Origin of the sequence: Paraburkholderia ginsengiterrae (genome assembly GCF_001645125.1) — a bacterium.
Lineage (GTDB): Bacteria > Pseudomonadota > Gammaproteobacteria > Burkholderiales > Burkholderiaceae > Paraburkholderia > Paraburkholderia ginsengiterrae.
This window is the reverse complement of record NZ_LXKA01000143.1, coordinates 59,655-72,341: the sequence shown is the minus strand read 5'-3', so window position 1 is coordinate 72,341 and position 12,687 is coordinate 59,655. Positions and strand designations below refer to the sequence as shown.

The window sequence follows — 12,687 nt, the reverse complement described above, 5'->3', positions numbered from 1 at the left end:
AGTGGTACTTCGAACACCCTGTGGATCCTGGTGATGAACGCACGACAACTGTCGGATGCGCAAACCGGCAGGGCATTGCCATAATGCATCAACCAGCTAATCCATTGGTGCCAGAAATTCAACCTAAATTTATTTGACCAAAAGATTGCACATTTCAACGGAAAAGGTTTATTAGTCTTGCCATCGCGATTCACGGCGTATAGAGATCCGGCGCCGAGGCGCCGCTGCACCCGCATTGAGATTCTCAGCGCCAGTTCCCCCCTCCATCACGGAGTCAACCGCTATAGACCAGTGTAACAACGTCGACGTCTCGCGCACCGCACCACTGCGATACCTACAACTTCCAACCGGGAGAGACTTCATCGTGAAACGCTCAAGGGCATACCAGAGAAGCTCGCACATTCTGTTCGCCGCATTGACCGTACTCGCCGGCGCACCACTCTTCATCGAGGTCACGGTGCCTGCCGCTTACGCACAGTCACCGGCCACGCTCTCGAATCAACAGCTGGACTCGCTGACCGCGCCGATCGCGCTCTACCCTGACGCCCTCCTCGCGCAGGTGCTGATGGCCTCCACCTTCCCGCAGGACGTGCCCGCCGCCGCCGCATGGTCGAAGGCCAATCCCAACCTCAAGGGCGACGATGCAGTGAAGGCGGTCGGTTCGCAGCCGTGGGATCCGAGCGTGCAATCGCTGGTGGCGTTTCCACAAGTGCTCGCCACGATGGCGTCGAAACCCGACTGGGTCACACAGCTCGGCAACGCCTTCCTCGCGCAGCCGAACGACGTGATGGACTCGGTGCAACGCTTGCGCAAGCAGGCCCAGAAGGCCGGCAACCTGCAGACCAATCAGCAGCAGAAAGTGATTGTCGAACAGAACACGGTCCAGATCGTGCCGGTGAACCCTCAGGTCGTGTATGTGCCGACCTACAACCCGACTGTGGTCTACGGCGCATGGCCCTATCCCGCCTATCCACCGGTGTATGTGCCGCCCCCGCCGGGCTACGCGGTAGCGAGCGGCCTCGCCGCGGGGCTCGCGTTCGGCGTCGGCGTCGCGATTACCAGTTCGTTGTGGAGCAACGTCAACTGGAACAATCACAGCGTCAACATCAACGTCAATCAGTACAACAACATCAATGTTAACCACCGGCTTGATGTGAACAGCAGCACCACCAACTGGAACCGCAACGCTAACGTCAACCGCAACACCAACGCCAATATCAGCGGTGCGCAGCGCGACGCGTATCGCGGCCGCGATACGTCGGCGTCACGGGCGCAGGCGCAGCAGACCTTGCAGAACCGCACCGGCCAGAATATGGGCGGCACGGCCAGCGAACGCCTGCAGGGTATCCAGCACGGCGGCGACAATGCCGGCAACATCCGCAACAGCGCGCAGAACGCGAATCGCGACAATGCTTTGCGCGGCGCCGGCAACGGTGGCGAGACGCAGCGGGACACGCAGCGCGGGCAGGCAAGCCGGCAATCGATGGCGAATAACGGCGGCGGCTTCGGATCGAATGGCGGAGGACAGCAGCGTGGCGGGAATCTGGGAGCAGGCGGTGGCGGACAGCAGCGCGGTGGCGGTTTCGCGTCCGGCGGTGGAGGCGGCGGCGGGAGACTCGGAGCGGGCGGCGGCGGTCAGCGAGGCGGTGGCGGCGGTCGCCACTTCGCCCGGTAACGTTGAACCGCTAGTTGAACTGCTCGTTAAACCGATCTGACAGGAGCCGCTCATGATTCGCATCCAACCGTTTCGCGCCCTCGGTGCGCGTTTTGCCGACGCTGTCGCGCCGGCCCTCGCCCCTCGCGTCATCCCTCGCCTTGCCGGCAGCGCGTTCGGCCTCGCCGCCCAGCTGTTCGGCGCGGCCACTGCGCACGCTCAAGCGGTATATCCGACGCCCGAAGCGGCAGTCAGCGCATTTGTCGACGCCCTCTCCACGAGCGACAACGACGCCATGCAGCATGTGCTCGGCAAGGACTTCACCCGTTTCATTCCGACCAAGGACATCGGCGAAGACGACATCTACGATTTTCTCGGCGCCTGGTCGGCTGGACACCAGATCGTCGACGACCCTGCGCCGCTCAACGGCCACGCGAGCAAGCATCTGTCAGTCGGCACCAGCGGCTGGACGTTGCCAATTCCGCTCGTGGAAGCGTCGAAAGGATGGCGCTTCGATCCTGCGGCCGGCCGCGATGAAATCATGACGCGCCGCATCGGCCGCAACGAGCGCGCGGCAATGCTGACGTCGCTCGCCTATCTCGACGCGCAACGCGACTACCAGGGGCTGACCCAGCATTACGCGCTGCACATCCTCAGCACGCCGGGCAAGCACGACGGCCTGTACTGGCCGACCGCGACGGGTGAGGCGGAAAGTCCACTCGGCCCGCTTGCCGCGACGATGCCGCATTCTGCGACCGTCACCAAAGAGGGCTACCACGGTTATCACTTCCGCATCCTGAGTGCGCAAGGGCCGCATGCCAAAGGCGGCAGCCAGAACTACGTGGAGAACGGCACCATGACGAAGGGTTACGCGCTCGTCGCCTGGCCCGCCGAGTATGGCAAGAGCGGCGTGATGAGCTTCATCGTCAATCGGGACGGGCAGATTTATCAGAAGAACCTGGGGCCACAGTCCGCGCATGCCGCGGCCGCGCTGAAGTCGTTCGACCCGGATTCATCATGGGAGGCCGTGCAGCCCTGAGTGTGCACGTCACCGCAGGGCGGGCAAGCGCCCGGCGCGAAGGGTGAGTACTGCGATGCGGGTCGCCGGCCCGCACCCAATACGGGGTCCCGCGGTGCGCGACAGCCAGCCCCCTGCCAAGATCCTGAACCTACCCATGAGCCGCCCGCAAGGACCCGCCGTGCCCCCCGAGCTGCCCGATCCGGACATTGTGCTGCGCCGTAGCTGGCTGCCCTCGCTGGTCTGGGTCATTCCGCTGATCGCCGCGTTGATCGGCATCGTGCTCGTCGTCAAGTCGGTCACGGAACGCGGCCCGGCGATCACCATCACCTTCAACAGCGCCGAGGGCCTCGAACCCGGCAAGACCCAGGTCAAGTACAAGGACGTCGAAATCGGCGTGGTGAAAACGATCAAGCTGTCAAAAGATCAATCCCACGTGGACATCGCCGTGCAACTGACCAAAGAGGCGGAGAATTTCGCCGTCAAGGACACGCGCTTCTGGGTGGTTCGCCCGCGCGTCGGCGCGAGCGGCGTGTCGGGCATCGACACGCTGCTGTCGGGCGCCTATATCGGCGTGGACGTCGGCCACTCCAAGGACATGGAAACCCGCTTCATCGGACTCGAAACGCCACCGCCCGTCACCGGCGACCAGAAGGGTCACCGCTATACGCTGCACGGCGATGCGCTCGGTTCGATCGACGTCGGCTCGCCGATCTTCTACCGGCGCGTGCAGGTGGGCCAGGTCTACGGCGTTTCGCTCGACAAGGACGGCACCGGTGTGACGATGCAGGTATTCGTGTCCGCTCCATACGACCAGTACGTCGGCACCAATACGCGCTGGTGGCACGCGAGCGGCGTCAATGTGCGGCTCGACTCGTCCGGCTTTGTCGTCAACACGCAGTCGCTCGCGGCGATTGTGGTCGGCGGCCTCGCGTTCCAGACTCCGCCGGGCCAGGCTATGGGTCCGCAGGCGACGGAGCAGGCCGACTTCCGCCTCGGGTCGGACGAAACGGACGCCATGCGCGCGCCGGACGGCATCCCGATCCGCGCGGTAATGACCTTCGACCAGTCGCTGCGCGGGCTGTCGGTGGGCGCGGTGGTCGACTTCCGCGGCATTGCGCTCGGCAAGGTGACGGATATCGGCGTCGATTACGATCCGCAAACCCACAGGTTCTCCATGCCGGTGTCGCTCGAAATCTACCCTGACCGGCTGAAACGGCGCTCCCGCGGTTCAGCGCCCATACCCGAGCCTGGCAGCACGGCAAGCCACCAGTTGCTGCAGCGTCTCGTCGAGCGTGGCTTGCGCGGCCAGTTGCGCACCGGCAATCTGCTGACGGGTCAGTTGTACATCGCGCTCGACATCTTCCCGAACGCGGCGCCGGTCAAATTCGACACCGCGAGCGATCCGATCGAAATGCCGACCATTCCGAACACGCTCGACGCGCTGCAGACGCAGGTGGCCGACATCGCGAAGAAACTCGACCGGCTCCCGTTCGACCAGATCGGCGCGAACCTGAACAACTCGCTGAAAAACGCCGACGCGCTGTTCAGCCGCCTGAACAGCGAGGTGGTGCCGCAGGCACGCGATACGCTCGTCGCCGCGCAGCGGACCTTCGGCTCGGCCGAGGCGACGTTGCAGCAGGATTCGCCGATGCAGTCGGACGTGCATCAGGCGCTGCAGGAACTGACCCGCACGCTGCAGTCGCTGAACGCGCTGGCCGATTATCTGGAGCGTCATCCGGAATCGCTGGTGCGCGGAAAATCCGGAGACAAGCCATGACTACCTCGCAACGCGCCTGCCGCCGGGGTGTGTTCGGCGGCATCGGGGTCCTCTGGGGACTGGCCGCTCTCGCCGCCTCGCTGGCCGCCTCGCTGGCGGCCTGTTCTTCGCCGTCGGCCAGCTTCTACACGCTCGGCTCCGGCGACACACCGGTGACCTCCAGCGGCACCGGCGCCGCGCTGTTAATCGAAGTCCCGCCAGTCGACGTGCCGCCGCAGATCGCGCGCACCGCATTCGTGGTGCAGACCGGCGCGAATCAGGTCGGCGTGCTCGAGCAAAGCCGCTGGGCGTCGCTGCCCGCCGATGAAATCCGTCAGGCGCTGTCGCAGGATCTGACCCGGCGGCTGAACGCCATCGACGTATCCGGCACGCCGCATCCGGATGGCGTGCCCGTCTATCGCGTCAAGGTGAGCGTGCGGCGTTTCGAGTCGTGGCCCGGTTCGCACACGCTGATCGATGCGGTATGGAGCGTGCGAGCGCTGCATACACAAACCGTGATGACATGCCGCAGCGTGATCACCGAAACGGTGGCGAGCGACAACGACGCGCTCGTGGCCGGCCACCGCCTCGCGCTCGATCAGGTGGCCGCGAAAATGGCCGCCGGCGTCGCCTCGCTCAACGCGTTGCCGGTGAGCCGCACGCAGACCGCAGCCACGACAACGGGCGCGTCGTCGACACGCGCGCGTGCGGCGGATGCCAGCGTGCCTTGCCCTGCGGATTGATGCGGGCGCTGACGGATCAGCGCGCAATCCGCGAGACGGGTTCGCTGTGCGTTGATCGCGCGTCGATTGCGCGTTGACGGCACTTTGACCGCTCAACAGACGCTCATTGGCCGCTCATTGACCGTTCAATGACCGCCCAATGAGCGCTCAGTGCCGCCACGATCCATGCGGCACTTCCACGTCCCGCCGCGCCGCCGCCAAACCTTCCAGCATGCCCGCACGGTCGAGCGCAGTGCAATACACCGGCTTCGCGCGCTCGAAGCGCCAGCTGTCCGCCAGCGCGCCGGCATCGACGGGATCGAAGCCGAATTGATCGAGCAAGCCGCTCACGACGCGTTTGGCCTCGTCATCGTCACCGGCAAACGGCAGTGCCCGGCGCTTTGCCGTGTCGGGTGCGTTGGGCTGCCTGCCATCTGCTTCGAGATTCTTCGCCAGGATCGCGTTGAAGGCCTTCACTACCCTGGCGCCCGGCAAAGCGGCGGCGAGCATCTGGCTGGTGGTCGTGGCGCGGCTCTCGAGCGCCTCGATCCGGCCGTCGCGGTCGGGATAGTAGTTGCAGGTGTCGATCACGATCTTGCCGTCAAGCGCTTCCGCCGGTAATGCATCAATGCTGCTGAACGGCACCGCCACTACCGCCACATCGCCGAAAGCCGCGGCCTCCTGCGCCGTGCCGAGCGCGCAGCCGAGCGCCGCGCCCGTGCTGACCAGCGTACGCGGGTCGCGGGAGTTGCTGATCATGACCGTGTGACCGTTCTGCTGCGCCAGCGCCGCCATCGCGCGGCCGATAAAGCCCGCGCCGAGAATTCCTATTTTCATGTTTCACACTCCATGCCTGTCCGGGGATCGAGCCGTTGAACACGCGCTCAACGGTGAGAACCACTATGATTCAAAACTCGAACGGAATAAATGTGCGAATTTCGACGACTGTCGAAAATCTGAGTGGGGAATCATGGATCGACTGACCAGCATGGCGATTTTCGTCAAGACGGCCGACAGCGGCTCCTTCGCCGCGGCGGCGCTCGCGTTCGGCATCTCGGCGCAAATGGCCGGCAAGCACGTGAGCACGCTCGAGGAACGCGTCGGCGCGCGTCTCATCAACCGTACGACGCGCCGCCAGAGCCTCACCGAGATCGGCCAGATCTTCTACGAGCGTTGCAAGGCGCTTCTGGCCGATGCCGAAGCAGCCGAATCGGTTGCCCAGGCGCTGTCCGCTGCGCCGCGCGGTCGGCTGCGCATCAACGCGCCCGTCACGTTCGGCGCCTGCTGTCTTGCGCCGCTGATCACGCGCTACCTGAAGGCGAATCCCGAGGTGCGGGTCGAGCTGACGCTGACCGACCGCTTCGTCGACCTGATCGATGAAGGCTATGAAGCGGCAATCCGTCTCGGCGCGCTGTCCGACTCCTCGCTGATCGCCCGGCCGCTCATGCCTTACCGGCTGGTCGCGTGCGCGTCGCCCGGCTATCTGGCTGAACGGGGTGAGCCGCGCACGCCGCGGGCGCTGACGGAACACGAATGTCTGAGCTTCGTCTTTACGAGCATGCCGCCCGCCACCGAGTGGCGTTTTACCGATAGCGCCAACACCGAACATGTCGTGCCGATTGCCGGCCGCTTCGAAGCCAACGACGTGAAGGCGTTGCTGGCCGCCGCGCTCAACGGCGGCGGCGTGATCCTCGCGCCGGAGGTCGCGGTGAAGGACGAACTCGCGGCAGGCCGACTCGTGCGCCTGCTGGACGGCTACGAAGCCGAAGCGCGGCCGATGCATCTGGTGTTTCCCGCCGCCCGCGTCACGCCGAAATTGCGCGTGTTTATCGACCAGGTGGTGGCCGAATTCGGACCGCAGCACGCGTGAGCGCGCCGGGCACACAGGCGCGTGATCGGTTCGTGACAACCCGCCAATCTCACCGCATTGCCCGCTAGAATGCCCGGCTTTGTCCGCTTCGGGCCCGCCGCAAGGCAAAATACGGGTTTTGTGCGCGCGAACCGCGCCGCGCTCCCGGATAAATCAGACGTCGGCGGCAGGCATGCCGCCGGCCCTCGCCAACTCGCATGACGACCGCCCGCGCAAGCCCCGCCAGGGGGCCTCGCGGCCGTTCGCGTGCGGCGCGGCCAGGACAGCTCGTCCTTTAACAGAGCACCTCAGGAGCATTTATGACCGATTCGAACCCGTCTTTCCTCGGCAGGATTTCCCTTGCCGTGGGCACGTTCTTCAGCATCCTCGGCGACGGTGAGTTCGCCGCCGGAGTGTTGCGTCTGCGCAAGGGTGGTGCAGCGCCCGCCCCGGCCCCCACGCCGGCGCCCGCCGCCGCACCGGCACCGGCTCCGAAGCCTGCGCCCGTGCTGAAGGAAGCGAGTCCCGACGCCGCGCTGCAACTGCTCGGCTTGCTGCAACGCGACGCCCGCTTCATCGATTTCGTCGAAGAGGACATCAAGAGCTATAGCGACGCCGACATCGGCGCGGCCGCGCGCCTCGTGCACGACGGTTGCCGCGCCACGCTGCGCGAGCACTTCACGATCCGCCCGGTGCGCGACGAAGCCGAAGGCAGCCGCGTCACGCTGGCCGAAGGCTTCGACGCGGCCTCGATCCGTCTGACCGGCAACGTCGTCGGCAAGGCGCCGTTCAACGGCAGCATTAGCCATCGCGGCTGGCGGGTCGACGAAGGGCGTCTGCCGAAGCTCGCGGACAGCCACAACGCGAAGGTCATCGCACCGGCCGAGGTGGAGCTATGAGCGACGCAAACCAGTCACGCGAGTCACGTTACGTCATTGGCATCGACCTGGGCACCACGCATTGCGCGCTGTCCTATGTGGACACCAGCGCCAGCGACGGCGAGAAAACGACCCAGGGTGTGCTGCCTGTTGCCCAGCTCACGGGCCCCGGCGCGATCGGCAACCTCGACCTGCTGCCCTCGTTCCTCTATCTGCCGCATCCGGACGAGCTCGCCTCCGGCGACCTCTATCTTCCGTGGACCGGTCAGCGCGAGTTCGCGGTCGGCGAGTTCGCGCGCAGCCGCGGCGCGGCCACGCCGATCCGGCTCGTGTCGAGCGCGAAGAGCTGGCTGTGCCATCCGGGCGTCGACCGGCGCGCGGCGATTCTGCCGAACGACGCGCCGCCGGAAATCGCGCGCGTCTCGCCGCTGGAAAGCTCGGTGCGCTATCTGACGCATTTGCGCGAGGCATGGGACCACGCGCATCCGGACGCGCCGTTCAGCCAGCAGGACATCACGGTGACGATACCCGCCTCGTTCGATCCGGCCGCGCGCGAGCTGACCGCCGAAGCCGCCGAGGCGGCCGGTTATGGCCGCATGACGCTGCTGGAAGAGCCGCAAGCCGCGCTGTATAGCTGGATTCAGAAGAGCGGCGGCCAGTGGCGCAAGCAGGTCAAGGTCGGCGACATCATTCTCGTGGTCGACGTGGGCGGCGGCACGACCGACCTCTCGCTGATCGCGGTGGTGGAGCGCGACGGCAATCTCGAACTGCATCGTGTCGCGGTCGGCGAGCACATTCTGCTCGGCGGCGACAACATGGACCTCGCACTCGCGCACGTGGTCGCGCGCAAGCTGGCGGCGCAAGGCACCCAGGCCGACGCATGGCAATTGCGCGCCCTTACCTATGCATGCCGCTCGGCCAAGGAAACGCTGCTGAGCGACTCCGCCACCGAGACCGTGCCGCTCGTCGTGCCGAGCCGCGGCTCGAAACTGATCGGCGGCTCGATCCGCACCGAGCTGACGCGCGCGGAGCTGACCCAGACGATCCTCGAAGGCTTCTTCCCGCAGGTGGACAGCGCCGCGCGTCCGGTGAGCCGGGCTCGCGCGGGTCTCACGCAGCTCGGCCTGCCCTACGCGCAGGACGCCGGCATCACGCGGCATCTGGCGGCCTTCCTCGGCCGCCAGGTGGGCGCGCTCGCCGAACTGGAAGGTCTGGGCGAGACGGCCGCGGCGCGGGATGCGAGCTTCCTGCATCCCACCGCCGTGCTGTTCAACGGCGGCGTGTTCAAGTCGCCGCTGCTGGTCGAGCGCATCATGAGCACGCTCAACGGCTGGCTCGCGGCTGAAGGCGCAGCGCCGGCACGGTTGCTCGAAGGCGCCGATCTCGATCTGGCGGTCGCGCGCGGCGCGGCCTATTACGGCTACGTGCGGCGCGGCCAGGGCGTGCGGATTCGCGGCGGCACCGCCCGTGCGTACTACATTGCGATCGAATCGGCGATGCCCGCCGTGCCGGGTCTCGAGCCGCCGATCCAGGCGCTGTGCGTGGCGCCGTTCGGCATGGAAGAAGGCACCGAGGCCGAGTTGCCCGCGCAGGAGTTCGGGCTGGTGGTCGGCGAACCGGTGCACTTCCGCTTCTTCGGGTCGTCGGTGCGCCGTCAGGATCAGGTCGGCACGCTGCTCGACTTCTGGGGCCCGGAGGAATTGCAGGAGCTGGAAGAGATTCAGGCAACGCTGCCCGCCGCCGGCCGCACCGCCGGCGAAGTCGGCCCGGTGAAGCTGCACGCGCGCGTCACCGAAGCGGGCACGCTCGAACTCGAAGCCATGCCGCGCGGCACCGACGAGCGCTGGAAAGTCGAGTTCGACGTGCGCGGCAACGCGAATGCATGAGTGAGATGAAGCGGTATAGCGTCGGTATCGATCTCGGCACCAGCAACACGGTGCTCGCCTACGCCGAGGCGGGCGCGGCAGGTGGTTCGCCGGGTGGTTCGCAGCAGATCCGCGTCTTCGAAATCGAGCAGCTGGTGAGCCCCGGCGAAGTGGCCGCGCGCCCGCTGCTGCCCTCGGTGCGCTATCACGCGGCGCCGGGCGAACTGAGCCCCGGCGATTTGCAACTGCCGTGGTCCGCCGCCGCTAATACTACCGGTACGGAAGACGCGCAGCCGGTCGTGATCGGCCGGCTCGCGCGCCTGCTGGGCGCTCAGGTGCCGGGACGGCTAGTGGCGAGCGCGAAAAGCTGGCTCTCGCACGCGTCGGTTGACCGCGTCGCGCCGATCCTGCCGTGGGGCGCCGCCGACGACGTCCACAAGGTCTCTCCTGTAGAAGCCAGCGCGAGCTATCTGGCGCACGTGCGCGCGGCCTGGAACCAGCGGTTTCCCGATGCGCCGCTCGAACGCCAGGACGTGGTGCTCACCGTCCCCGCCTCATTCGACGAAGGCGCGCGCGCCCTGACCGTCGAAGCGGCGCGCATGGCGGGCCTGCCCGTCCTCAAGCTGCTGGAAGAGCCGCAGGCGGCGTTCTACGACTGGCTGTTCCAGCATCGCGAGCGGCTGGCCGGCGAGCTCGCGCAGACCCGCCTCGTGCTGATCTGCGACGTGGGCGGCGGCACCACCGATCTCACGCTGATCGAAGTGAATTTGCAGGGCGGCGAGCCGCAGCTCACGCGCATCGGCGTGGGCAATCACCTGATGCTCGGCGGCGACAACATGGATCTGGCGCTCGCGCATCTGGTGGAAGCACGGCTGCCGGGCGGCGGCGAGCGCGGGCGTTTGTCGGCGGCGAGCCTGTCGCAACTGGTGGAGCGTTGCCGCGGCGCCAAGGAGCAACTGCTCGGCGCCGATGCGCCCGAATCGGCTTCGATCACGCTGCTCGGCGCAGGGTCGAAGCTGATTGGCGGAGCGCGCACGGTGCAGGTCACGCGCGCGGAGGTCGAGCAAATTATCGTCGACGGCTTCTTTCCGGCAGTGGCGTCCAGTGAGCGGCCCGGCAGGCCGCGCGGCGCGATCGTCGAGTTCGGCCTGCCCTATGCCACCGACGCGGCCGTCACGCGTCATATTGCGGCGTTTCTGAGCCGGTTCGCGGCGCACTCGCGTAAGGCGCTAGGCACGGACGACGCCGGCACGGGTACGAATGACGGCGGCGAGGCTGCGTTGCCCGTCCCCGATACGCTGCTGCTGAACGGCGGGGTGTTCCGCGCGCCGGCGCTGAGCGGGCGCCTTGCGAGCACGCTCGGCGCATGGCGCGGCGCGCCGCTCAACGTGCTGCACAACGACAACCCCGACGTGGCGGTCGCGCGCGGCGCGGTTGCCTATTCGCTGGCGCGTGCGGGCCACGCGCCGAAAATCGTCGGCGGCTCGCCGCGCAGCTACTTCCTCGTGTTGGACGATTCCGGCGACGCCACGCCTGATGCGCTGCCGCAGGAACGCGGCATTTGCCTGCTGCCGCGCGGCACCGAAGAAGGCCACGAGATCCTGATCGCGAATCGCGCGTTCGCGCTGCGTCTCGGGCATCCGGTGCGCTTTCACCTCGTCTCGTCGAGCGCGGACACGGTGTATCAGGCCGGCGAGTTGATCGATCTGGCCGATATGGCTGCAGGCGATTTCGTGCGCCTGCCGCCGATTGCGACGATCGTGCAGCCGCGCGGCGCGAGCACCGCACGTGAAACCAAGGTGCAGATCGCGACCTCGCTCACGGAAGTGGGCACGCTCGAAGTTCACTGCATTGAAGCCGACATCGAAGCCGATAAGCCGGCGCAACGCTGGCTGCTCGAATTCCAGTTGCGCCGCGAAGACGCACAAGTGAACCTCCCGGACGATCCCGCGAACGCACGCCATCCGGCGCTCGATCAGGCGATCGAACAAATCGACCGCAGCTTCGGTTCGCGCTCGCAAAACGTCGACCCCAAGGAAATCAAACGCCTGCGCGCCCAGCTCGAACACCTGCTCGGGCCGCGCGACAGTTGGAACAGCGCTCTGCTGCGCGAACTGTTCGGCGCGCTGTGGGAACGCGGGCGCCGGCGGCGCCGCTCGGCGGATCACGAGCGTCTGTGGCTGAATCTGGCCGGCTACTGCGTGCGGCCGGGCTTCGGCTATCCGCTCGACGAATGGCGCGTCGAACAACTCTGGTCGCTGTTCGACGACGGCATTCAGTACGTCAACGAGAGCCAGGTCTGGTCGGAATGGTGGACGCTCTGGCGCCGCGCGGCAGGTGGGCTCGACGAAAGCGCGCAACTGCGCGTGCTCGATGCGATGGAATACCTGCAAACGGCCGCGCAGTCGCGTCACAAGCTGCCGTTCGACGTCGCGAAGACCGGCTTCACGGATATGGTTCGCCTGAGCGCGTCACTGGAGAGGATTCCTGCCGAACGCAAGATCGAACTCGGCGAATCGGTGCTGAATCGTTTGAAGAAGCCCGCTGAAAATCACCAAAGCTGGTGGGCGGTGGGCCGTATCGGCGCGCGGCGGCCGTTCTACGGCAGCGCGCATGGCGTCGTGCCGCCGGAAGTCGCCACGCAATGGCTGAACGCGATCCTCGCGCTCGACTGGAAGAAGGTCGATCCCGCCGCGTTTGCCGCGGTGCAGATTGCCCGCATGACGGGCGACCGTTCGCGCGACCTGCCCGACGACGTGCGCCACGCAGTGGTGCGCAGGCTCGAAGCGGCGAATGCGCCGCGCGCGTGGATCACGATGGTGAGCGAGAGTGTGGAGCTCGACAAGGCCGACGAAGGCCGCGTGTTCGGCGAGTCCTTGCCGGTGGGGCTGAAGCTGATTGCGGATTGAGGGGCTCGCCCCTCGACCCGCTCCCCTCACCTC

At 66.7% G+C, this 12,687-nt stretch carries 9 protein-coding genes; 8 read left to right on the top strand and 1 reads right to left on the bottom strand.

Annotated features, from left to right (window positions below; all coding sequences use genetic code 11):
* Positions 1 to 364 precede the first annotated feature (364 nt).
* The 4 genes from A6V37_RS12015 (at position 365) to A6V37_RS12000 (ending at position 5,174) form a co-directional block, all read left to right on the top strand.
* Entirely contained in the window at positions 365 to 1,675 is a 1,311-nt protein-coding gene (locus A6V37_RS12015) for a DUF3300 domain-containing protein (protein ID WP_064267271.1), read from the top strand.
* 52 nt (positions 1,676 to 1,727) lie between these two features.
* Positions 1,728 to 2,693 (top strand): DUF2950 domain-containing protein, encoded by a 966-nt coding sequence (locus A6V37_RS12010; RefSeq protein ID WP_064286015.1) that lies wholly within the window; start codon positions 1,728 to 1,730, stop codon positions 2,691 to 2,693.
* A gap of 136 nt (positions 2,694 to 2,829) precedes the next feature.
* Positions 2,830 to 4,452 (top strand): PqiB family protein, encoded by a 1,623-nt coding sequence (locus A6V37_RS12005; protein WP_064267269.1) that lies wholly within the window; start codon positions 2,830 to 2,832, stop codon positions 4,450 to 4,452.
* A complete protein-coding gene (locus A6V37_RS12000; RefSeq protein WP_082902658.1) occupies positions 4,449 to 5,174 on the top strand; it encodes a PqiC family protein in 726 nt (241 codons plus the stop codon). The genes A6V37_RS12005 and A6V37_RS12000 overlap by 4 nt, the downstream gene beginning before the upstream one ends.
* A 147-nt stretch (positions 5,175 to 5,321) precedes the next feature.
* Here A6V37_RS12000 and A6V37_RS11995 read toward each other — a convergent pair whose 3' ends face one another.
* Positions 5,322 to 5,990, bottom strand: a complete 669-nt coding sequence (locus A6V37_RS11995; RefSeq protein ID WP_064267268.1) for an NADPH-dependent F420 reductase — start codon at positions 5,988 to 5,990, stop codon at positions 5,322 to 5,324.
* Between the two features lie 133 nt (positions 5,991 to 6,123).
* Between A6V37_RS11995 and A6V37_RS11990 the strand changes: the two genes are divergently transcribed.
* The 4 genes from A6V37_RS11990 to A6V37_RS11975 all read left to right on the top strand — a co-directional run bounded on the left by A6V37_RS11990 (position 6,124) and on the right by A6V37_RS11975 (position 12,654).
* Positions 6,124 to 7,023 carry a LysR family transcriptional regulator gene (locus A6V37_RS11990; RefSeq protein WP_064267267.1) on the top strand — a complete coding sequence of 300 codons (900 nt, stop codon included), beginning with the start codon at positions 6,124 to 6,126 and terminating at the stop codon, positions 7,021 to 7,023.
* Positions 7,024 to 7,322: 299 nt separating this feature from the next.
* Positions 7,323 to 7,901 (top strand): DUF2760 domain-containing protein, encoded by a 579-nt coding sequence (locus A6V37_RS11985; protein WP_064286014.1) that lies wholly within the window; start codon positions 7,323 to 7,325, stop codon positions 7,899 to 7,901.
* On the top strand, positions 7,898 to 9,766 hold the full coding sequence (locus A6V37_RS11980) for an Hsp70 family protein (protein WP_064286013.1): 1,869 nt from the start codon (positions 7,898 to 7,900) through the stop codon (positions 9,764 to 9,766). The genes A6V37_RS11985 and A6V37_RS11980 overlap by 4 nt, the downstream gene beginning before the upstream one ends.
* Positions 9,763 to 12,654 (top strand): Hsp70 family protein, encoded by a 2,892-nt coding sequence (locus tag A6V37_RS11975; protein WP_208607862.1) that lies wholly within the window; start codon positions 9,763 to 9,765, stop codon positions 12,652 to 12,654. Before A6V37_RS11980 ends, A6V37_RS11975 begins: the two co-directional genes overlap by 4 nt.
* The last annotated feature ends 33 nt before the right edge of the window (positions 12,655 to 12,687 follow it).